This is a genomic window from Corallococcus sp. bb12-1 (assembly GCF_026626765.1).
Classification (GTDB): Bacteria; Myxococcota; Myxococcia; order Myxococcales; family Myxococcaceae; genus Corallococcus; species Corallococcus terminator.
On the sequence record NZ_JAPNJZ010000018.1, the window covers coordinates 487,304 to 507,820 of the forward strand.

At 70.7% G+C, this 20,517-nt stretch carries 18 protein-coding genes; 7 read left to right on the plus strand and 11 right to left on the minus strand.

What is annotated here, in order from left to right; genetic code table 11:
- Positions 1 to 2 precede the first annotated feature (2 nt).
- The 3 genes from OV208_RS22710 to OV208_RS22720 form a co-directional block, all read right to left on the minus strand.
- Positions 3 to 1,418 (minus strand): hypothetical protein, encoded by a 1,416-nt coding sequence (locus tag OV208_RS22710; protein ID WP_267575972.1) that lies wholly within the window; start codon positions 1,416 to 1,418, stop codon positions 3 to 5.
- 253 nt (positions 1,419 to 1,671) lie between these two features.
- Positions 1,672 to 2,691, minus strand: coding sequence for a hypothetical protein (locus OV208_RS22715; protein ID WP_267575973.1), 1,020 nt, complete (start codon positions 2,689 to 2,691; stop codon positions 1,672 to 1,674).
- An 80-nt stretch (positions 2,692 to 2,771) separates the two neighbouring features.
- On the minus strand, positions 2,772 to 3,572 hold the full coding sequence (locus OV208_RS22720) for a hypothetical protein (RefSeq protein WP_267575974.1): 801 nt from the start codon (positions 3,570 to 3,572) through the stop codon (positions 2,772 to 2,774).
- 55 nt (positions 3,573 to 3,627) lie between these two features.
- On the opposite strand from OV208_RS22720, the gene OV208_RS22725 reads away from it, so the two are divergent.
- Complete coding sequence (locus OV208_RS22725) at positions 3,628 to 5,046, plus strand: hemolysin family protein (protein ID WP_267575975.1); 1,419 nt, start codon at positions 3,628 to 3,630, stop codon at positions 5,044 to 5,046.
- Between the two features lie 5 nt (positions 5,047 to 5,051).
- Here OV208_RS22725 and OV208_RS22730 read toward each other — a convergent pair whose 3' ends face one another.
- The 3 genes from OV208_RS22730 to glgA are packed head-to-tail and all read right to left on the minus strand — an operon-like array spanning position 5,052 to position 7,933.
- Entirely contained in the window at positions 5,052 to 5,546 is a 495-nt protein-coding gene (locus tag OV208_RS22730; protein WP_267575976.1) for a hypothetical protein, read from the minus strand.
- Positions 5,546 to 6,463, minus strand: a complete 918-nt coding sequence (locus tag OV208_RS22735; protein ID WP_120540240.1) for a serine/threonine protein kinase — start codon at positions 6,461 to 6,463, stop codon at positions 5,546 to 5,548. The genes OV208_RS22730 and OV208_RS22735 overlap by 1 nt, the downstream gene beginning before the upstream one ends.
- 36 nt (positions 6,464 to 6,499) lie before the next feature.
- Complete coding sequence (glgA, locus tag OV208_RS22740) at positions 6,500 to 7,933, minus strand: glycogen synthase GlgA (RefSeq protein WP_267575977.1); 1,434 nt, start codon at positions 7,931 to 7,933, stop codon at positions 6,500 to 6,502.
- A 42-nt stretch (positions 7,934 to 7,975) separates the two neighbouring features.
- On the opposite strand from glgA, the gene pdxH reads away from it, so the two are divergent.
- Positions 7,976 to 8,596 carry a pyridoxamine 5'-phosphate oxidase gene (gene pdxH, locus OV208_RS22745; protein ID WP_324291402.1) on the plus strand — a complete coding sequence of 207 codons (621 nt, stop codon included), beginning with the start codon at positions 7,976 to 7,978 and terminating at the stop codon, positions 8,594 to 8,596.
- Positions 8,597 to 8,608: 12 nt separating this feature from the next.
- On the opposite strand, the gene OV208_RS22750 is transcribed toward pdxH, so the two are convergent.
- Positions 8,609 to 9,298 (minus strand): SDR family oxidoreductase, encoded by a 690-nt coding sequence (locus tag OV208_RS22750; RefSeq protein ID WP_267575978.1) that lies wholly within the window; start codon positions 9,296 to 9,298, stop codon positions 8,609 to 8,611.
- Positions 9,299 to 9,398: 100 nt separating this feature from the next.
- On the opposite strand from OV208_RS22750, the gene hemG reads away from it, so the two are divergent.
- The 3 genes from hemG to OV208_RS22765 all read left to right on the plus strand — a co-directional run bounded on the left by hemG (position 9,399) and on the right by OV208_RS22765 (position 12,909).
- Complete coding sequence (gene hemG / locus OV208_RS22755) at positions 9,399 to 10,772, plus strand: protoporphyrinogen oxidase (protein ID WP_267575979.1); 1,374 nt, start codon at positions 9,399 to 9,401, stop codon at positions 10,770 to 10,772.
- A gap of 284 nt (positions 10,773 to 11,056) precedes the next feature.
- The gene (locus tag OV208_RS22760) at positions 11,057 to 12,112 is read left to right on the plus strand and encodes a sensor histidine kinase (RefSeq protein WP_267575980.1); all 1,056 of its coding nucleotides are present in this window, start codon (positions 11,057 to 11,059) and stop codon (positions 12,110 to 12,112) included.
- On the plus strand, positions 12,109 to 12,909 hold the full coding sequence (locus tag OV208_RS22765) for a LytR/AlgR family response regulator transcription factor (protein ID WP_267575981.1): 801 nt from the start codon (positions 12,109 to 12,111) through the stop codon (positions 12,907 to 12,909). The genes OV208_RS22760 and OV208_RS22765 overlap by 4 nt, the downstream gene beginning before the upstream one ends.
- A 24-nt stretch (positions 12,910 to 12,933) precedes the next feature.
- Here OV208_RS22765 and OV208_RS22770 read toward each other — a convergent pair whose 3' ends face one another.
- Positions 12,934 to 14,400: a hypothetical protein gene (locus OV208_RS22770; protein ID WP_267575982.1), complete on the minus strand. Its 1,467-nt coding sequence runs from the start codon at positions 14,398 to 14,400 to the stop codon at positions 12,934 to 12,936.
- A gap of 133 nt (positions 14,401 to 14,533) precedes the next feature.
- Positions 14,534 to 16,021, minus strand: a complete 1,488-nt coding sequence (locus tag OV208_RS22775) for a glutamate--cysteine ligase (protein WP_267575983.1) — start codon at positions 16,019 to 16,021, stop codon at positions 14,534 to 14,536.
- A gap of 190 nt (positions 16,022 to 16,211) precedes the next feature.
- Between OV208_RS22775 and rlmN the strand changes: the two genes are divergently transcribed.
- The gene (gene rlmN, locus OV208_RS22780; RefSeq protein ID WP_267575984.1) at positions 16,212 to 17,294 is read left to right on the plus strand and encodes a 23S rRNA (adenine(2503)-C(2))-methyltransferase RlmN; all 1,083 of its coding nucleotides are present in this window, start codon (positions 16,212 to 16,214) and stop codon (positions 17,292 to 17,294) included.
- A 219-nt stretch (positions 17,295 to 17,513) separates the two neighbouring features.
- On the plus strand, positions 17,514 to 17,900 hold the full coding sequence (locus OV208_RS22785; protein WP_267575985.1) for a hypothetical protein: 387 nt from the start codon (positions 17,514 to 17,516) through the stop codon (positions 17,898 to 17,900).
- A 51-nt stretch (positions 17,901 to 17,951) separates the two neighbouring features.
- Here the strand turns inward: OV208_RS22785 and OV208_RS22790 are convergent, their stop codons facing one another.
- Together OV208_RS22790 and OV208_RS22795 are read right to left on the minus strand one after the other, a co-directional pair.
- The gene (locus OV208_RS22790) at positions 17,952 to 19,562 is read right to left on the minus strand and encodes an adenylate/guanylate cyclase domain-containing protein (RefSeq protein ID WP_267575986.1); all 1,611 of its coding nucleotides are present in this window, start codon (positions 19,560 to 19,562) and stop codon (positions 17,952 to 17,954) included.
- Positions 19,563 to 19,595: 33 nt separating this feature from the next.
- Positions 19,596 to 20,450, minus strand: a complete 855-nt coding sequence (locus OV208_RS22795) for a metallophosphoesterase family protein (protein WP_267575987.1) — start codon at positions 20,448 to 20,450, stop codon at positions 19,596 to 19,598.
- Positions 20,451 to 20,517 lie beyond the last annotated feature (67 nt).

Consider the following 20,517-nt stretch of genomic DNA (forward strand, 5'->3'; position numbering starts at 1 on the left):
TTTCACTGACACATGCCACCTGCCTTGCAGTACGTGCCCTGGGAACACGTCCCGCATTCCACCAGGCCACCACATCGATTGCTGACGTTGCCGCACTCGCGCTCACCACAGACCTCGGCAGGGGTCTTCGGCGTGCATCCACAGACGTTGGGCGTGCCGCCGCCACCACAGCTTTGGGGACTCGTGCAGGTGGCACCACATGTATAGGTCCCACCGCACTCGTTGCTGACCGTGCCGCAGCTCTTCCCCGCGCAGGCCGTGGCCTGGGGAATGGGGGTGCAGCCACAGACATTGGCCGTGCCGCTGCCGCCACAGGTCTGCGGCGACGTGCAGACCCCGCTTCCGCAGGTGTACGTGCCCCCACAGCCATTAGGCACCGCGCCGCAGTTCTTCCCCGCGCAAGCCGTGGCCTGGGCCGTGGGCGTGCAGGCACACACATTGGGTGTTCCGCCGCCGCCACACGTCTGGGGACTGGTGCAGGTTCCCGTGCCGCAGGTGTGGGAGCCTCCACAGCCATCGGAGACCGTGCCGCAGTTCTTCCCCGCGCAGGCCGTGGTCTTGGAGACATAGGCGCAGGTCGCGCAGACATTGGCCACGCCTCCGCCGCCGCAGACCTGCCCTCCCTGGCAGGAGCCACACTCCAGCGTGCCGCCACACCCGTTCGAGACGCTGCCGCAGTTCTTCCCCAGGGAGGCACAGGTCGCGGGACAGCAGGCACTGGTGCTCAGACCGCACACCTCGCCGTCCCACCCCTGGGCCCCTTCGTCGATGCGGCCGTCACAGTCGTCATCCAGGCCGTTACAGCTCTCCGCGGTACTCGCGTTGCCGTCCCCGACCCCATCCCGGTCGTCATCACAGTCATTGCAGGACACTTCGCGCACAGCCACCGGGGGCTGACAGGGGCCGAGCGCGCCGTTCATCAGACACGCCTGGGTCCCTCCCGTGCCACAGGTGCTACAGGCCTTGCGGCTGTCAGGGCCGACGACACACGTGGGCCCCGACGCCGAACAGGCCACGACGCCGGAGCAGCCATTGGGCATCGTGCAGGGCCCGCCGGTGAGCCCTTCGTCCACCTCTCCGTCCCCGTCGTCATCACAGCCGTTGCAGAGTTCCGCCCGGTAGGCACTGCAGGACTGGGTGTTCAGCGTAAAGTCCGTGCAGGTCTTGAATCCAGCGCGACCACAGACGTTGCAGGTCACGCTCGAGGTGCCCGTGGGCTCGCATTCTCCCAGCGACGTTCCGACGCAGTAGGCGGCGCCACCACAGACGCCCTGCGAGCAGGTATGGGGCGAGGTATCGGATGCGCTGCACGGGGCCGCGGCGGCCGGGGTTGTCCCCGCCACCACGACCGCGACGCACAGCAAACGCAAGATGAGCGCGGCCTTCCGGCCCACGCGGAACAACCCAAGCCACTGCATGAATGAACTCCCCTTGACCGACCCACGGGTCGGCACCAACCCTGAAGAGGGCTGGCCGAAGCACTTCAGACTCTTCGTGCGTTCGCTTGGGGGAGCACTGCTTCAAGCGGGCATAGCAATAACGACGGGCCCACTTTTTCTTGAGCGGCTCGTGAAAATCAAGTGCTTTTCGAAAAGCCCTCTGGGCGTCTGGGCAAAGGGCGGCGTCCAGGGGCTCCGCGTATGACCGTCATTGTCCGGCGATGTCTTTCAGCTACTTCTTGCAGGGCGACAGGCTGCGCTTCGCGTGGATGAGGTCCTCTTCCGTGGGGCTGCCGTAGCGCACGGTCTTGGGCGTCATCTTCGGCCTGGGCGCCTTCAACTGCTGATAGTCGTACGCGTAGAACACGCCCATCTGCCGGCTCAGGACGTAGCGCAGGCCGTTGAAGTCCCAGAGCCCGCCGAACAGCACGCCGCCCGGCTTCAACTCCTGCAACGACGTGCTCTCCGCGTGCCGGACGAACAACTTGGACAGGTCATCCGTGGCCCAGTTGCAGGGGTTGCTGCCATTGCGGTGCAGATAGGACACCGTCAAATCAAACGCACCCGCCGAGTCCTCGCCGCCCGTCACGCCGAAGTACTCCCACAACCGCACGCACTCCGGGGACGCGCAGTCCTGCGGCGGGATGTGCTCCGCGTAGTCCGGCGGGAGGCCATCCGAATCCTTGCCCGTCTGACTGCGATTGGGCCGGCGCAGCCTGCACCCCGTGGGCTCGTCCTTCTGTCGCACCGCGATGGGCGTGCCCGACAGCCTTCCGGGCGGCAGCAGCTCACACTCCACCGCCACCTCCGCCATCAGGTACGTCTGCCGGTCCTCGTCCGTGCCCATCCGCACCGCCCACCACGCGGTGGGCGTCGCCTTGCACGCCTTCGAGTTCTCCTTGCCGAACACCCAGAGCGGCACCTTCGTGTCGGGCGCCCCCAGCTTGCGCGCCATCTCCGCCGGCACCGGCTTCACCCCGGAGCGGCTGCGCGCCCCCGCCTGGAAGAACTTGTCCTTCCCCGTGGGGATGATGGCCTGGTGCACCAGCCAGCCCATCCGCTCGATTCCCACCAGCGCCATGGGCGTCATCGGCATGAACTCCGGCTTCGCCGGGCAGCCGCGGTCCGGCTCCGGCATGTCCACCACCACCGCGTCGCCGTTGTCCGCATCCACCTGGGCCCGCGCGGCCATGGGCCACACCGCCAACACCAGCCCCCACGTGAGCACCGCGCGCATCGCTCTACCCGTCATCGTCGGACCTCCGCCGGAAGTCATACCGCAAGCGGAGGCCCGGGCGGAGGACGTCCCGCCTCATCCGGGGAACCCTACGCTCAGCGCTTCTTCTTGCCCGGCACGGCGGCCTTCGGCTTGCCCTTCACGGGCACCATCCCCGCGTCCGGCGCGGGCACGTCCGACACCGTCGGGTCCACGGTGTCCTCCTCCGGCGGGGACTCGGGCTTCGGGGGCGCTTCCACCTCCGCCCGGTCCTCCAGCGGAACGCGTCCCACCGCGCGGCGGAACAGCTCCCACAGCGCCTTGCGGTGCCCGGCCCGGTCGGTCTTGCCCGTCAGCACCAGCCCCGCGCCGCTGTAGCGCACCGCCAGTCCGGGTGGCAGCCCCGCCGTGAAGTCCTCCAACTGCGCCTGGAGCTGCGGCATGTCGAACGTCAGGTCCAGCTCCCGCGCCAGATACGCCTCCGTGCGCAGCAGCTCGCGCAGCGCCGTGCGGCACGCGCCGTTCTTCACGGTGACCGTCAGCGACTTGTCCACGCCCTGCGTCGCCTTCAGGTCCGGACACGCCTTCTTCGCCGCCGCCAGCTGGGGCGCGAAGTTCTCCAGTTCGGTGGGTCCCACCGCCAGACGCCACACGGCGAAGCGTCCCTCCGCGTAGAGCAGCATCTGCGTGACGCCGGGCTTGTGGGCCGTCAGCAGCAGCTCGCCACTGCCCGACAGCGCCTCCGCCGACACCACGGAGGGGTCCTCCACCTCCGCCCAGTCCACGGCGGTCAGCTTCTGGAAGGTCTCCTTGCCCGGCTCCAGCGTCAGGGCCTGGTCCACCGGCCAGGCCAGCGCCGCCGCGGGCGCCAGCAGGCCCAGCAGTCCGCCAATGACGTACATCCGACGTCCCCGCATGGTGCCTCCCGCCAGGGTGGTATGCCCGTCTAGCACGGGATAAGAACGTCGCCCTATGCCTACCTGGACCCTCTGGGTCGCCTGCCTGGCCCTCTGTTTCACGAGGTCCCTGGTCGCCGCCGCGGAGTCCGCCCTCTACGGGACCTCGGACCTGCGCGCCCAGGAGCTCGCCGAGGAGAGCAAGACCACCGCTTCCCGCCGCGTGCTCCGTCACAAGACGGAGCGTGAAGCCACCGCCACGGCCCTGCGCCTGGGCATGGTGCTCAGCGGCTTCCTGGCCGCCGCCATTGGCGCGTTCGTCCCCCCGCGCTTGCTGGACTTCAGCCGCTACGGCGAGGCCGCCTGGGTGCCCGTCGCCACCGTGTGCGCGGGCGCCCTCTTCGTGGGCGTGCTCGCGAGCCTCATGGAGGTCACCATGCGGGGCCTCGCCAACGGCAACCCGGAGCGCTGGGCCCTGCGGCTCGCGTCGCTGGTGTCCGTGCTGGTGCTGCTGCTCTACCCGCCCATGCGCATCATGCTGGGCCTGCTCAACCTGGGCGCCCGCACCTTCGGCCGCACCCTGCGCTTCGAGCCGCCGCCCCCGCCCCTGGAGGAGCTGGAGAAGCTGCTCGCCGCCCAGGCCGCCCGCAACGAGGTGGACAAGAGCGCGCCCCAGCTCATCCGCTCCATCTTCGAGCTGTCCGACAAGCGCTGCCGCGACGTGATGGTCAACCGCACGGACGTCATCTCCGTGGACGTCACCACCCCGCCGGACGAGGTGCTGCGCATCCTGGCGGAGGAGAACCACTCGCGCATCCCGGTGTACCTGGACGACGTGGACCACATCGTCGGCGTGCTGCACGCGCGCGACCTCATCCCGCTGCTCCAGCACCCGGAGCTCATCGTCCTCCAGGACGTCATCCGCCCCGCCCACTTCGTGCCGTGGATGAAGCCCGTGGGCGACCTGCTCCGGGACATGCAGAAGCGGAAGATCCACATGGCCATGGTCGTCGACGAGTACGGCGGCTTCATGGGCGTCGTCACGCTGGAGGACATCCTCCGCGAAATCGTGGGCGACATCGGCGACGAGTTCGAGGTGGAGGAGAAGCTCGTCGAGAAGATGGCCGACGGCTCCTCGCTGGTGGACGCCGCGATGGAGGTGGACCAGTTCACCAAGGTCTTCGGCTTCCCCCTGCCCGAGGGCGACTTCGACACGCTGGGCGGCTACCTGTCGTCGCTCGCGGGCCACCTGCCCGACGTGGGCGAGCGCTTCACCTACAACGGCTGGCAGTTCGTCGTGGCCACCAAGGAAGGCGCCCGCATCGACCGCGTGCGCATGAGCCGCCTCAAGAGCTCCGTGCCCGGCCTGCCCGAAGGCACGCCCCGCGACGGCGGGTCCTCGCCTTCCGTGAAGGAAGAAGCCCGGGACGCCGCGCGCCGCGCCGACAACGAGTCGCCTCCGGACTCCGGCTCGTCACCCGAAGCCAAGAGCTGAGCGAATCAGGGACCCGTCGGGGCCGCCGCTCCGCCCGGCATCCACGCGATGCCCAGCACGCGCGCATCCCGGAAGGGGGCTCTCCGCTCGGAGCCTCCGAAGCGCAGCACCACGCCCCCCTCCACTCGCACCGCATGGGGCGTGGGCTCCGGACGGGCCGCCGAACGGGGAACGGCCAGGGGGAAGCTCAGCTCCAGCGGGACTTCACTCCGGCCATCCAGCGGCACGACCATCACCTGCTCGCCGGTGATCATCCGCTGGCCATCCACCCGCAGGTCGATGTCCGCTCGGGTGAGCGAGGCCGCGTCGGAGGACGGGTTTGTCACCTTCAGCTTCAGCGTGAGCGTCCCGGTGCCCTCGCGCGTGAAGGCCAGGTCCACCGCCTCCACCCGCACCGCCTCGTCGTAGGCGCGCGGATGGAAGGGCACCACGCCCAGACAGCCCGACCCGACGACGGCGCTTCCCAGCACCAGCCCGAGCACCGCCCGGCGCGAGCGCATCAGCCGCCCAAGAGAGGCTGCAGCGCCTCCACCGTCAGGGGCCAGCCCGCGCGGCGCGACAGCACCTCCAGCGCCTTGATGAACTCCGCCGCGGACTGGAAGCGACGCGCCCGGTCCGCGAACAACGCCTTGCGCGCCACCTGCGCCGCGTAGTCCGGCAGGTCCGGCGACACCGTGGACAACAGCGGCACTCGCGCGTCCCGCACCTGGTGCATGAGCTGCGCTTCGTTCTCGCCGGTGAACAGGCGACGGCCGCCCCACAGCTCCCAGAGCATCACGCCCACCGCGTACAGGTCCGTGCGCGCGTCCACCGCCTGGCCCAACACCTGCTCCGGGCTCATGTACGGCAGCGTGCCGCGCAGCGCGCCGGACTCGCCGCGCATCATCCCTTCCACTTCCGCCACGCCGAAGTCGGTGAGCTTCACGTCGCCCTGGATGCCCAGGAGCACGTTGGCGGGGTTCACGTCGCGGTGGACGATGGTGGAGCCGTTCTCCCCCACCTTGGCGCGGTGGATGTAGTCCAGCGCCTTGAGCACGCACCACGCGATGTAGCAGGCGGACTCCGGCGGCATCGCGGCGCCCGCCTTGATGAGCAGCTCCTGCATGTAGCCGAGCGTCCGGCCACTCACGAGCTCCTGCACCATCAGGTAGTCGGGCCCGGCGCGGAACAGTCGGAAGGTCCGCACGATGTGCGCGTTGCGCAGGCGCACCGTGAGCTTCGCCTCGTCGACGAAGGCCTTCACATACGCGGGGTCGTTGCGGAAGGACGGGTGCAGCCGCTTGATGACGACTTCCTCGGGCTCGCCCGGGGAGCGCTGCGTCGTCTCGCGCGCGCGTGCTTGATACACCTCCGCCATGCCGCCGACCGCCAGCCGGCCGACCACTTCATAGCCACCCAGGTCCGGAGCTTCCGCCACGGCGGTAACACTATCCTGGTTCCGGAGCGCGCCCCACTATTCCGCTACCAGGGCGGCGAAGAGGGACTCGTACTTCCGGGCGGACGCCGCCCAGGAGAAGTCCTTGCCCATCCCCCGGCCCCGGAAGTCGCCCAGGCGCACGGGATCCGCGTAGAGGGCCAGCGCCCGGCGGATGGCGGCCAGGAGCGCCGAGCGGTGGAAGGACTCGAAGAGGATTCCGTTGCCGTCCAGCCCCCCCTCCACCGTATCCACCAGCCCCCCCGTGGCCCGGACGATGGGCACCGTTCCGTAACGCAGTGAATACATCTGGTTCAGGCCGCACGGCTCGTAGCGGCTGGGCATCAGGAAGAAGTCCGACCCCGCCTCCACCAAGTGTGACAATTCCGGGTCGAACCCGATGTGCACCCCCACCTGCTTCGGGAAACGCGCCTGCAACGCGAGCAGGCCCGCCTCCAGGACCGGATCGCCGTTGCCCACCGCCACGAAGCGCAGGTCCGCCTGGAGCGCCGCGGGCAGCGTCTCCAGCAGCAGGTCCACGCCCTTCTGCCACGCCAGCCGGCTCACGATGCCGAACACCGGCGCCCCGGTGTCCCCGGGCAGCCCGAAGCGCTCCAGCAGGGCGCGCTTGCAGGCAGCCTTGCCGCCCAGGTCGTCCGGGCCGTAGCGCTCCGGCAGGTAGGAGTCCGTGCGGGGGTTCCACTCGTGAGCGTCGATGCCGTTGAGGATGCCGGTGAGCGCGTGCGAGCGCCGCCGCAAGAGGCCATCCAGCCCGTAGCCCTGCTCCGCCGTCTGGATTTCGCGCGCGTACGTGGGCGACACGGTGGTGAGCGCCTCGGAGAAGACGAGCCCCGACTTGAGGAAGTTCACCTGGTCGTAGAACTCCACGCCGTCCGGGGTGAACAGGTCCCAGGGAAGCCCCAGGTCCCCCATCGTCCCCTTGGGGAAGTGCCCCTGGTAGGCGAGGTTGTGGATGGTGAAGACGCACTTCGCGCGGGCGAGCGGCGTGCCCTGGAAGCCCCGGCGCAGCGCCACCGGGACGAGCCCCGTCTGCCAGTCGTGCAGGTGGATGATGTCCGGGAAGAAGCGAAGCCGCTGCGCGGCCTGGAGCGCCCCGATGCACAGGTAGGCGAAGCGGCGGGGGTTGTCCGGGAACTCCCCGCCCCCATCGCCGTAGAGCCCCTTGCGGCCTCCGAAGAAGGCCTCGTTCTCCAGGAAGAGCACCTCCAGGCGTTCGGAGAGGCGCGCGGACAGGACGGGGCCTCCCGCCTCACCGAAGGGGAAGCGCAGCACCAGGGACTGGCCGGTGGGCTCCAGGTGGCCGGTGTTGCGCACGTCCTGGTAGCGGGGCGTGACGATCTTCACGTCGTGCCCCAGCGCGGCCATCGCCGTGGGCAGGGCCCCTGCGACGTCGCCCAGCCCCCCCGTCTTCGAGAAGGGGGTGACCTCCGAGGCGATGAAGAGAATCTTCATGAACACACGATCGCGGGTCCAGACAGGGAGTCAACCGCGAACGTGCGCCCCGAGGTGGGGTTTCCTATGGTGCGGCGCGTGACGATCCCGCCCGACCCCATCCAGCGCTTCGCCGAACTCTTCGCCCAGGCAAAACAGGCCATCCCCGTGGACCCCAACGCCATGGTGGTGGCGTCGGTGGACAACGAGGGCCGCCCGAGCGCCCGCGTGGTGCTGCTCAAGGACTTCGATGCGCGGGGCTTCGTCTTCTTCACCAACTTCCACAGCCGCAAGGGCCGTCAGCTCACCGCGCACCCGCACGCCGCGCTGTGCTTCCACTGGCAGCCCCTGGAGCAGCAGGTGCGCATCGAGGGTCGGGTGGAGCAGGTGACGGACGCGGAGGCGGACGCGTACTTCCAGAGCCGGGCGCGCGGCAGCCAGATTGGCGCGTGGGCCAGCCTCCAGAGTGAGGAGCTGCCGGACCGGAGGCTGCTGGACACGCGCGTGGCGGAGGTGGAGGCCCGGTTCCAGGGCAGGCCGGTGGAGCGGCCCCCGCACTGGAGCGGCTTCCGCGTGGTGCCGGAGCGCATCGAGTTCTGGCACGCCCGCCCCAGCCGCCTGCACGAGCGCAACCTGTACCTGCGCGAGGGCGAAGGCTGGAAGACGGAGCTCTTGTTCCCCTGAGCAGGTGCGGTGCTACCAGGGGATCTCCGCGCCCTCGTAGTCGAAGAACCGGCCGCTGTGCTCCAGCGAGACGCCGTCGATGACCCGGAGCATCCCGCGCACCGAGTCGTCCGCCGGCAGCGGCGCGTCCTGGCCGCCCATGTCCGTCTGCACCCAACCCGGATGCAGCAGCACGCACGCCAGGCCGTCGCGGCGCAGGTCGTTGGCCATGGAGCGCACGCCCATGTTCAGCGCGGCCTTGGACATGCGGTAGGCGTACGCGCCGCCTTCCGTGTTGCTGGAGAGCGAGCCCATCCGCGACGTCACGTGCGCCACCTTGCGGCCGACACCCTGGCGCAGCGCGGGCAACAGCGAGGAGGTGATCCGCAGCGGCCCGAGCGCGTTCACCGCGATCGTGCGCTGCAGGTCCTCGAAGTCCAGCTCGTGCAACCCCACCCACTGGCCCGACACGCCCGCGTTGTTGATGAGCACGTCCACCGGCTCGCGACTGACATTCTCCGCGAACGCGCGCACGCTGTCCCCGCTGGTGACATCCAGCGGGTGGATCCGCAAGCGATTGCCGGCCTCGTGCAGCAGCGGCTCCAGGCGACGCGCCATCTCCGGGGCGCGCACGCCCGCGTCGACGGTCTCTCCTCGCCGCAGCAGTTGCTGCACGAACTCGAAACCGATTCCGCGGCTGGCTCCCGTGATGACGTAGCGCATACCTGTATTAACGCGCGGGGTAGCGCTCCTTGGCAAAGCACCTTCCTTCGCACTAAGGCGCCCGTGGGTGCTCACCTCACGACAGCAGGGGTAGGACGACATGACGGTCGCGGTCATCGGCGGGGGGCTTTCAGGACTGGTCCTGGCTCACAGATTGCGGTCGCGCGGCACGGCTGCCGTGCTGCTGGAGTCCGCGTCGCGCGTGGGCGGAAACGTGCAGACCCGCACAGAGGGGGACTACCTCCTGGAAGCCGGACCCAACAGTTTCCTGGACCGGGAGTCCACCACGCGTTCACTGGCGGAGGCCCTGGGTCTTGAAACACGCATCCGTCCGGCGGATGCGGCGGCAAAAAACCGCTACATCTTCACTCGCGGTGCGCTCCGAAAGGTGCCGTCGTCACCGCCCGCGTTCTTTAAATCCGACGTGATTTCCCTTTCCGCGCGCATGCGGGTGCTGGCGGAGCTGTTCAGCGGCCGCGGCCCCACGGGCGTGGATGAAACACTGGCGCAGTTGGGCCGGCGCCACCTGGGCCGCGAGGCGACGACGGTGCTACTGGACGCGTTCCAGACGGGCATCTACGCGGGCGACCCGGAACAACTCAGCGCGGAGGCCACCTTCCCGCAACTCGTGAGGTTCGAACGGGAACACCGCAGCCTCATCCTGGGCGCCATCCGCTCCCAGCGCGCGGCGCGCAAGGCCCAGGCCCCGTCTCAGGACGGCGGCCAGAAGTCGAAGCTCACCGGCCTCTTGAGCACCTTCGACCGGGGGCTGGGCGTGCTGGTGGACGCACTGGCGGCGTCGCTGGGGGACGCGGTGCGCACCGACGCGAAGGTGGAGGGCCTCACGCGGACAGAGGACGGGTGGAAGGTCCAGGTGCGGGAGCGCGGACAACCCGTGGAGTTGCTCGCGTCCCAGGTCGTGCTGGCGGTGCCCGCGCACGTGGCGGCCGACCTGCTGCGTCCGCTGGACGCGCCCCTGGCGGGGACACTGGAGGGCATCGGGTACGCGCCCATCGCCGTGGTGCACCTGGGCTTCGCGCCGGGAGCGACGGCGAAGCCGGACGGGTTCGGGTTCCTGGTGCCGGCGGTGGAGGGCAAGGCGGTGCTGGGCACCATCCATGTCTCCACCACGTTCCCCTTCCGCGCGGAGGGCGGGCGGGTGCTGCTCACGTGCCTGATGGGCGGCACGCGCAAGCCGGAGGTCGTCGCGCGGGACGAGGACGCGCTGGTGGCGCTGGCGCGCGAGGAGTTGAAGGCGATGACGGGCCTCACCGCGACGCCGGAGCTGACACAGGCCGTCCGCTGGCCGCGCGGCATCCCCCAGTACACGGTGGGCCACCTGGGGCGGGTGGCGTCCCTGGACGCCGGACTGAAGCGCTGGCCTGGCCTGCACCTCACCGGCAACGCGTACCGGGGCGTGGGCGTCAACGACTGCATCCGCGAGGCGACCCGGCTGGCGGATGCGCTGGGGTAGCGGCGCGAGGAGCGGCCGGGGGCTCGGGAGCGACCGCTCACCTCGATTCCTCGACGGCCGGGTGCAACCCTCCCCCCGGGGCCCCTGGGGCACGGACAGAGTGCGTGGGCATGTTTCACGGACACTGGAGAAACCCCCCATGTTCTCACTGCGCTCGCCGCTGCTGTTCGTGCTCTCCGTCCTCTTCTTCCCGGCCGTCCTCGCCGGGGCGCTCGCCCTGGACCTGGTCCCGGCGCCCGTCCCCCGGCACTAGGACGCCGGACGGTGTAGCCTTCCGCTGGAGCATGTCGGAGACGCCGGAAGGCTCCATCGTTCGCGCCACGCTGCGCGCCCTCGTCGCGCCGTGGCGGCTGGTTCCCATCGTCCTGGTGTCGCTGCCGCTGCTGGCGGCCCAGGTGCGCTGGAGCATCGACCCCCATGCGTTCTGGCTGGGCCTGCTCCTGTGCCTGCTGTGCGTCGCCGTCGCGCCCGTGTCCTACCGGGTGCTGTTCCCGGAGGGGCTGGACCTGAGCCATGGCGGCATCCGCCTGCTGCTCTACGGGGCGGTGGGCTGCGGCGTGGTGCTGTCCGTGGGCTATGCCCTGCCCCGCGTCACCCAGATGCAGCCCACGTTCCTGTCGGAGCCGTACAACCTGGCCATCTGCGGTGGCCTGTTCCTCGTGGCCGGCTGGGGCCTGGGAAGGGACATCGGCTTCGAGGAGACGCTGCTGCGCGAGCGAGCGCGTGCCACCCGCTTCGCCTGGGAAGCCGAGCAGGCGCAGTTGCTGGCCATCCGCAGCCACCTGGATCCGCACTTCCTTTTCAACACGCTCAACGCCATCGCGGAGTGGTGCCGCGAGGACGGCGCTGTCGCGGAGGTCGCCGTGCTGCGGCTGTCCACGATGCTGCGCTCGGTGCTCGCGGGCGTGCGCAGCGTCACCTGGCCGCTGTCCCAGGAGCTGGAGTTGATGCGCACGCTGTTCGACCTGCACCTGTTGCGCGACCCGGACCTGTTCCAGCTCCACATGACGGTGGCGCAGGGGCTGGGCGACGTGCCCGTGCCGCCGCTGTTGCTGCTGCCGCTCGCGGAGAACGCGGTGAAGCACGGGCCAGCGTCCGGGCACCGGGGCTCGATGCGCGTGGACGTGGCGGCCCGCGACGGAGGGGTGGTGGTGTCCATCGACAACCCCGGCGCCTCCAAGGGGCCGCGCGAGGGCAGCGTGGGATTGCCCACCGTGGAGCGCCGGCTGGCGCTCGCGTATGGCGGACAGGCCTTGCTGGCGCTGGAGAGCGCGGACGGGCGCACCCGTGTCACCGTCACCCTGCCCCGTCGTGGCCCCCAACCTGGAGTCCTCACGTGAGAGAGCCCCTGCGCGTCCTCATCGCCGATGACGAACTGCTGGCCCGCAAGCGCTTGTCCCGCCTGTTGGCCGCGCTGCCGGATGTGAGCGTGTGCGGTGAAGCGGTGGACGGGGACTCGGTGCTCGCCGCGGTGCGCGCGGGCGGCGTGGACGTCGTGCTGCTGGACATCCACATGCCGGGCCTGAGCGGCCTGGATGCGATGGCGCTGCTGCCGGAAGGAGGGCCGCACGTCATCTTCTGCACCGCGCACGCGGAGCACGCGGTGAACGCCTTCGAGCACGGCGCGGTGGACTACGTGCTCAAGCCCGTGGAGGCGGCGCGGTTGCAGAAGGCGCTGGAGCGCGCCCGGGCCCGACAGCCGGTTCTCGCGCAGCCCGCTGTTCCGGCCGCTCGGGCGAAGAACGTCACCGTCCCGCCACCGGCCTCCGGAGGAATGGGGCCCGCCTTCGCGCGGCTGCCCATCCCCACGCGTCAGGGACTGGTGCTGGTGTCACCGGACGCCATCTCCCACGCGTCGCTGGAGGATGAGCTGGTCACGGTGTTCACCACGCAGGGGGACTTCCTCACCGACTTCACCCTCAACGAGCTGGCGGACAAGCTGCCCACCGAGCACTTCCACCGCGTGCACCGGCGGGCCCTGCTCAACCTGTCGCACGTGACGCGGCTGGAGCCGCTGGAGACGGGCGGCTACCTGGCGCGTACGGCGCGGGGGCACTCGGTGGAGGTGAGCCGCCAGTCCGCGCGTGAGCTGCGCCGCATGCTGGGGCTGCGCAAGGGCGCGGAGGACGAGGGCTGAAGCGCCCCCGCCCCGCCTTCCACGTCAGTTCCAGACGAACAACTGGTGCACCTGCCCGGCGTCGTCGCCCAGCGTGTCCACCAGCGCCTGCCGCGCGGGGCCGGGGAGCTCCGCACCACCCCGAGCGCAGCGGGCCGCCTCCTCACGGGTCAGCGCGGGCGCGGTGCAGAAGGAGTCCTGCCAGCGCGCCAGGAGCGTCCGGAAGAAGGTCTGCTCGTAGCCCTGGAGCTCGCCGTCCAGCCACCCGTCCTTGCTGGGCTGCGCGAACTTCTGCGGCGTCACGCCGCCAGGGGTGAAGGTGATGTTGTGGTCGTAGCCGGACGCGGTCAGCGACTTCTCCGCCTTCACCGCCAGGGGCGCGTGCTGTTCCTGGAGCACCGCCTGGGCCACCACCGCGAAGTGGTACTCCACCTCCCGGAGCAGCGCCCGGTACTCGAAGGCGCGCGGCACCTCGCGGTACTTCGTCACCTCCACCGTCGTCGTGTACTCCACCGTCTTCTTCTGGGTGACGAGCCGCTTCTTCATCACCCCCTGCTCCTCGTACGCCTCCTCCACCGAGTACGGCACCTCCGCCGTCGCGGTGCGGTCCTCGTGGTCGGTGTACGGCACCTGCTCCGTCCACGGCGCCGTCAGCGACACGGGCTGGCTGCTGCGGTCCTCGCTGAAGCTGCCCTCCAGGGTCAGCGGCACGCGGCGCGAGGAGGCCTCCGAATACCAGGGCGAGGCCTCGAACGCGCCCGACATCCGCGCCATCAGGTATTTGACGACGTCGTTGCTGATGCCATCCACGGACACCTGGAACACGGGCACGCCCAGCGCCTCCGGGAACAGCGGCGCCCGGGGCGCGTCCTGCTGGTAGTGCCGGCAGTAGCGCGACACCAGCTCCGCCCAGTGCGCGGTGCCCACGGAGGGCGCCTGCTTCAGCCGGGCGCACGTCGCCTCGCCGCCCTGCTGCACCGACTCCTCCATGTCGCGCCGGATGGGCGCCATCTCCGCGTGGGCCAGCAGCGCGCGCTTGCGGTTCAGGTGCGACTCCGCCGTCAGCGCGTGGCCCCGCTTCGCCTGTTCGACGATGAGCTGGCGCAGGTGCTGGTGCGTGCCCGCCATCTCCTCCAGGAGCGAGCTCTCCATGCCGCCGTCCAGCTTGGAGTTCCACTTCACCTTGTAGGCGAGGAACTGCTCCAGGTTCTGCTCCGCGTCCTCGTCCCGCCCTTCCACCCGCGCCTGCCGCGACCAGGTGAGCAATTGGGACAGGCCGCGCCAGCGCAGGTCGTCCAGCGAGGAGCGCAGCGACGGGTCATTGGGCGAATCCTCGACGACCTTCACGTACAGCTCGGCCGCCTCGACGAAGCGGCCCTTCTCCGCCAGGTCGTTCGCCCTGCTGCGGACGGTGGAGCACGCGGTCACCGTGCTCGCCAACACGAGCAGCGGCATGAGGAACAACCTCCGGCGCAGGCCGGAGCGGAGGGACGGGGAGGCGGAGGCGATCACGAACGGCACCCTTCAGCGCGTGGCGCGTGGCACGCGGGCTGACGACCAGGATGAGCGCCATATTCACCGCGACGCCCCGGTCCCGACAAGGGCCCCCCAGGTCAGCCCTGCCCCCGCCAGCACCGGCCGCCGCTCAGTCCACGGGCCACGTGTGCACCGGCAGCCCCTCCTCCGCGTGCTGGAGGTAGCGCTCCAGCATGGCGGCCAGCGCGTCCGGTCGGGGCATGTGGGCCTCCAGCTTCGCCAGCACCTCCCGCTGCCAGCGCGACCCGGTGCGCCGCAGGGCCACCCGCTGCGCGATGATGTCCAGCATCGCGTCCGCCTCTTCCGGGTCCACCCCGTGCTCCGTCAGGCCGCGCCGCGCCACCGGCAGGAGCTGCTTCACCAGGTCCACCACCGGCACCGGCCGGGGGCTGGGCGCGACCTCCGCCGGCCACAGCATCACCGCGTCCAGGCCGTGGCGCGCCGCCTGCTTGAAGTTGCGCCGCGCCTGCCAGAAGGGCAGCGCCGGCAAGAGCGCGTCCACCCGCTCCGCCAGCCCCAGCGTCAGGCCCAGCAGGAACGCCCCGTTGGCCACCATGTCCACCAGGGTCGGGCCCGCCGGCAGCGCGCGCAGTTCGATGCGCACGTGTCCGTCCCCGTGCGGATCATAGATGGCCCGGTTCCACGACCAGACGGTGCTCTGATGCAGCCGCAGCTCCCCCAGCCCCGGCACGCCCCCCGCCGCGACGACCTCCATCGGGGCCTCGTCGCCCACCACCGGCAACAACGGCGGGTAGAGCGCCACGGCCTCGGAGAACAGCTCGTGCACGCCCTCGCGCACCCAGCCGTGGCCGAACGTCACCCGCGGGTGCAGGTGGGCCACGTCGTCCCCGGCCTCGCCCCGGTCGTCGGTGGCCTGCTGGAAGAGCGCCACGCGCGTCTCCTCCCAGAGGCGCTTGCCCAGGAACAGCGGCGAATTGCCCGCCACCGCCAGCACCGGCCCCGTGGCCAGCTGCGCGGCGTTGTACACGTGCGCGAAGTCCTCCGGCGCCACGCGCAGGTGGAACTGGAGCGACGTGTTCGCCCCCTCCAACGTCACGTCGTCCCAGGAGAGGTTGAGCGTGTCGTCGCCCGCGATGGCCACCTGGAAGGGCCCGTTGCGCCGCTTGCGGATGGCCGAGTTCAGGGCCCGGTAGCGGGCCTGCTGCGTAAGCGCCCCCTTGCCCAGGTCCGCCTGCCTGAGCGTGGGCAGGATGCCGATGGCCGCCACGCGCGCGCCCTGCGTCGCCGCCGCGCGCCCCAGCTCCTTCAGAACGTCCTCGAACTCCGCCCGCAGCGCGGTGAACGGCCGCCCCGCCAGCAGCGAAGGCCGCACGTTCATCTCCATGTTGAAGCGGTTGATCTCCAGCGTCAGCCGTTCGTCCTTCGACTGGGCCAGCACCAACTGGTTCACCGGCAGCGGGTAGCCCGCGCGGTCCACCAGGTACACCTCCAGCTCCGCGCCCATCGTCGTGGGCCCCACGCCGAAACCGGGGCGGCGCAGCAGAGCCCTCAGGGCCTCCAGGCACTCCGCGAGCCGCTGCACGAACTGCTCGTGCTCCTTCGGTGTGAACTCCTCCTGCTGGATGGCGAGTCCCATAGACCCTCCACGATTGGCACGACGCGACGCGCTGGCACGCGAGGTGTCAGCCGCTGGACGCCGCACCTTCCCGCGAAGCGTCCGCCACCGGCCCCCACGCTCCCCTGGTCGCCCTCCGAGCCGGTTCCTGGCCCGGGCTCCGGTACACCCCGGGTGCGCGGGGGCACGGGTGTGTTATCTCGGCTTCGTCATGTCGGACGCCCCTACCGCCCCCAACCTCTACGACCTGCCGCGCCCCGCGCTGGACGCGCAGTTGGCCGGCTGGGGCTTCAGCCCCCAGTACCGCGAGCGCGTGTGGACGGGGCTGTACCGCGACGGGGTGATGGCGCTGGACGAAATGACGGGCCTGCGCCCGGACCTCCAGGCCGTGCTCCAGGAGCGCGCGCGGCTGGGCCACCTGGCCACGCACCACGAGAGCTTCAGCAGCGACGGCCTCACCCACAAGCTGCTGTTGCGCCTGCACGACGGGCAGACCATTGAAACGGTGCTGATGCGTTTCAAGGGCCGCGCCACCGTGTGCGTGAGCACGCAGGCCGGGTGCGCCATGGGCTGCGTCTTCTGCGCCACCGGACAGATGGGCCTGTCGCGCCACCTGACGCCGGGCGAAGTGGTGGGCCAGGTGCTCCACGTCACGCGCATCCTGAAGGCGCAGGGAGAGACGCTGCGCAACATCGTGCTCATGGGCATGGGCGAGCCCCTGCACAACTACGACAACACGATGGCCGCGATGGACATCCTCGTGGACCCCAAGGGGCTCGCGCTGGCGCCGCGCTTCATCACCCTGTCCACCGTGGGCGTGGTGCCCGGCATCATCCGGCTGGCGGACGAGGCGCGCCCGGTGCAACTCGCGGTGAGCCTCCACGGCGCCACCGACGCGGAGCGCGCCGCGCTGGTGCCCGCGGGCCGACGCTGGCCGCTGAACGAATTGATGGACGCGTGCCGCTACTACGTGGAGAAGCGCAAGCGTCGCATCTTCTTCGAGTGGACGCTCATCTCCGGCCGCAACGACACCGCCGAACACGCGCACCACCTGGGCGCGCTGCTGCATGGGATGGACGCGCACGTGAACGTCATCCCGCTCAACCCCACCGTGGGCTACGACGGCGGGCCCAGCGTGCCGGACGCGGTGCGCGCGTTCCAGGACGTGCTCACTTCGTACGGTGTGCCCAGCACGGTGCGCCAGCGACGGGGCATCGACATCGACGCGGGCTGCGGCCAGCTCAAGGCCGCCGTGGAGCGCAAGCCCCGCCGCCCCCTTCCCGTCGCGTCCTGAGCAACCCGCCGGAGCACGCGGGGTCGCTCGACACACCCGGGCACGTCCATCCGACCTGCCGTGTCACCCCCCTCCAGTAGCGTCCGCCCCGCCCCCACGTACAACATCACGTGTGGGCCTTCGCGCATTTCCAGGGCCCCTTGCATGGCACTGGCTCGTGGGCACATTCTTCACGACGGCTTCCACGCAACCCCAACGGCTTTCCCGGAGGAGGTGGGCATGCTTTCCATCCAGGAGCACGGCACAGTGGAAGAGGCGAGCAGCAATCTGCTCGACTTCATCCTCATCCCCGACAACTGGCTCGAACAGGCGGCGCCGCAGCCTGAGGGCTCCGCTTCGTGGCCTGCGTCGGACATGCAGTACCAGCGTCGCGTGGGCACCCTGCGCATCTGCGCGTCGGTGGACGTCGCGCCGTCGCTGGACGTCACGCTCCACATCGCGTTCCGCGCGCCCGGGCTCACGCCCATCAAGGCGGCGGACCACCTGGAGAGCTTCCTCAAGCAGCGCCTGCCGCTGACGCCCAACAGCGAGTGGCAGGTGGAGGTGGATGATCGCCGGTGGATCCACTTCTCGCGCCGCTACGCGGGCGCGTACCTGCTGGCCTGACCTCCACGGAAGGCCACTCGGCCCACGCCGCTCGCGCGCCTGCCGTTTCGCCTACAGCGACATCCGGTAGTGCCGCAGCGGCTGGGCCACGTTCTTCACCGGCGTCTCGGTGAGGGCCCCGAACTGGAGCTTGCGCACGAAGGGCTCCTGGGACGTCTTCAACGCCTCGTGCACGCTCTGCATCACCAGCGTTTCGCGGAAGCCCGCCAGGGACTGGAGCCGCGCGGCCTGGTTCATCCCGCTGGAGAAGGCCGTGTAGTTGCGGTTGGGACCGAAGAGGCCGCAGTTCGCGGTCGCCAGGTTCACGCCCACCGCCACGCCCAGCCCCGGCAGCCCCACCCGCTGACACAGGGCTGAAACCTCCTCGCGCGCGCCCAGCTCCGCGGTGAACGCCTGGATGTCGCACGCAGCGCGCACGGCGGCCTCCGCGCGGCGCACGGAGTCCGTCTGGAAGAAGGGCGGACCGAAGAGGCCGATGACGCAGTCACCCACCATCTTGTCGAACACGCCCCCGTGCGCCCAGATGCAGTCCACGGCGCGCGCGCTCCACTCGTCCACGAAGCGGCCGATGCTGCGGGGGCTGTCGAAGCCCTGCTCGCAGATGCGCGTGAAGCCGTTGATGTCCGCGAACAGGATGCCCACCTCCTGCTCCTGCGCCCGCAGGTGCCGCGCGTAGTCGGGGTCTTCCAGCAGCGAGTCGATGGCCACCGTGGGGAAGAACTGCGACAGGTGGATGCGCTCGCGGTTGTAGTCCAGGAGGCGCTGGCTGAGCGTGGAGGCCAGCACGCGGATGAGGTCCATCGCGTACGCGGAGAAGCCTTCATTGCTCCAGACGACGATCTTGCCCAGGGGCTCGCTGCGCGCGCCCGCGGAGATGAGCACCGCCTCCGTGGTGCGCCCGTCGAACAGGCGCTTGAGCACGCCCGCGTCGCCGTGCAGCAGCCGGGCGCCGTGCTGATGCAGCAGCGTCTCCAGCGGGGCGCTGGGCTGCTCCCCGCTCTCGTACTCCAACTGGCCGTGGCGGTACGTGCGGTAGTGCAGCACGTGCGGCTGCACGGCGTCGCGGTAGAGCAGGAGGAAGCCCGGCAGGCGCACGCGCTGCGCCAGCGTGCGCACCGCCTGGTCCATGCCCGCTTCGAAGACGGGGTTGGCCAGGTGTTCGTTGCACTGGAGGATGACCTGGTGCTTCTCCGACGCGGTGTGGACCAGCATCAGCACCGTGTCCAGTTCCTCCGCCAGCGCGTCCAGCGTGCGCACCTGACGGGCGCGGGTCTCCACGTCGCCGGGCGGACCCGCGAAGAGCAGTCCCATCGTGCCCACCGGGGAGCCCGCCACGTCCAGCGTCTGGGTGACGAGCGTGTGGCCCTCGTGGGCGCGCACGCCCGCGGCACCCGCGAGCAGCGAGCCCGGGAAGACGCCACCCCAGTCGCCCTCGCTCCAGGTCTGCTCCACCAGCTCCTCGTCGCGCGTGGTGAGGGCGATGGCGCGCGCGCCGGTGTGCTGGAGCAGCACGGGGAAGCAGCGCCGGAAGCACTGGGTGAGCGTTTCGCGCTCCCGGAGGCTCTCCTCCAGGAGGTCGTCCGCGACACGCCCGAGCTGGCGCAGGAAGCGGTACTCCTCCAGGGACAACTCAGCGGGTGGGGCGTTGGGCGCGGGGGTCATGTGCGCCCCTTGTACCGCCGCCCGTGGGCCCTGTCACAGGGCCGGCGCGTGCTTCGTGCCGCCCACCACCACGCCGCCTTCCACGTCGATGAGCCAGTAGCCCTCGCGGCCCGCCTGGGTGGAGGACCCCGCGCCGAACAGGTGGGGCCGGTCCGCCGTCGCCGGGTGGTGGTAGCGCTGGTGGATGTGGCCATGGAGCACCGCGAAGCGCGGGCCCGGCAGCAGCTTCAAGAGGGCGTCCGCGTCACGCAGCCCGTGGTGCCAGCCGTCCGCGTGGTCGGAGGCATTGCGCGGCGCGTGGTGCACCACCACCAGGATGGCGCGCCCGTCCAGGCGGGGGTCCGTCAGCAGGGCGGCCAGCCCTTCGAGCTGCGCGGGGCCCACGGTGCCGTAGGACAGCCCGGGCGTGGGCAGGGGCCGCGCCGAACACAGCCCCACCACCGCGGCGCCCTCCCCCACCAGGCGCACGAAGGGGAAGGCGCCCTCGCGGCGGTATTCGGGCAGGTCGCTCTCCAGCAGGTGGCCGAAGTGCTGGGCGAAGCGGCCACTCTGGTGGGCCCCCGGGGTGAACACGTCGTGGTTGCCGGGGATGACGGTGCAGCGTGAGGGCTGCTGGGCCAGGGGCCCCAGCGCGGCGCGGGCGGCGCGGAACTCGCCCTCCAGCGCGTAGGCGGTGAGGTCGCCGGAGAGGATGAAGTGATCCACGCCGGGCGCCTGCCCTTCGCGCGCGATGACGGAGAGCGTGTGCTGCGCGTGGCGGTAGGCCTTCGCGCGTCCGCCGGCCGTCAGCTCGACGAGGGCCACCCAGCGCCGCCAGCCCAGCTTGTGCAACGGGAGGGCGAAGTAGTCCTCGGTGATGTGGACGTCGGAGCAGTGCAGGAAGCGCATGGACGGGGTCACACCCAGGGGAACGCCAGGAGGCGGCGGGGCATTCTCTCCCAGTCGCGCGGAGGAG

Coding starts and splice junctions, on each gene's coding strand:
- hemG (WP_267575979.1), top strand. CDS start 9,399: ATGACGGTCGCGGTCATCGGCGGGGGGCTTTCAGGACTGGTCCTGGCT.
- OV208_RS22710 (WP_267575972.1), bottom strand. CDS start 1,418: ATGCAGTGGCTTGGGTTGTTCCGCGTGGGCCGGAAGGCCGCGCTCATC.
- rlmN (WP_267575984.1), top strand. CDS start 16,212: ATGTCGGACGCCCCTACCGCCCCCAACCTCTACGACCTGCCGCGCCCC.
- OV208_RS22715 (WP_267575973.1), bottom strand. CDS start 2,691: ATGACGGGTAGAGCGATGCGCGCGGTGCTCACGTGGGGGCTGGTGTTG.
- OV208_RS22790 (WP_267575986.1), bottom strand. CDS start 19,562: ATGACCCCCGCGCCCAACGCCCCACCCGCTGAGTTGTCCCTGGAGGAG.
- OV208_RS22775 (WP_267575983.1), bottom strand. CDS start 16,021: ATGGGACTCGCCATCCAGCAGGAGGAGTTCACACCGAAGGAGCACGAG.
- OV208_RS22785 (WP_267575985.1), top strand. CDS start 17,514: ATGCTTTCCATCCAGGAGCACGGCACAGTGGAAGAGGCGAGCAGCAAT.
- OV208_RS22725 (WP_267575975.1), top strand. CDS start 3,628: ATGCCTACCTGGACCCTCTGGGTCGCCTGCCTGGCCCTCTGTTTCACG.
- OV208_RS22730 (WP_267575976.1), bottom strand. CDS start 5,546: ATGCGCTCGCGCCGGGCGGTGCTCGGGCTGGTGCTGGGAAGCGCCGTC.
- OV208_RS22720 (WP_267575974.1), bottom strand. CDS start 3,572: ATGCGGGGACGTCGGATGTACGTCATTGGCGGACTGCTGGGCCTGCTG.
- OV208_RS22760 (WP_267575980.1), top strand. CDS start 11,057: ATGTCGGAGACGCCGGAAGGCTCCATCGTTCGCGCCACGCTGCGCGCC.
- glgA (WP_267575977.1), bottom strand. CDS start 7,933: ATGAAGATTCTCTTCATCGCCTCGGAGGTCACCCCCTTCTCGAAGACG.
- OV208_RS22750 (WP_267575978.1), bottom strand. CDS start 9,298: ATGCGCTACGTCATCACGGGAGCCAGCCGCGGAATCGGTTTCGAGTTC.
- OV208_RS22795 (WP_267575987.1), bottom strand. CDS start 20,450: ATGCGCTTCCTGCACTGCTCCGACGTCCACATCACCGAGGACTACTTC.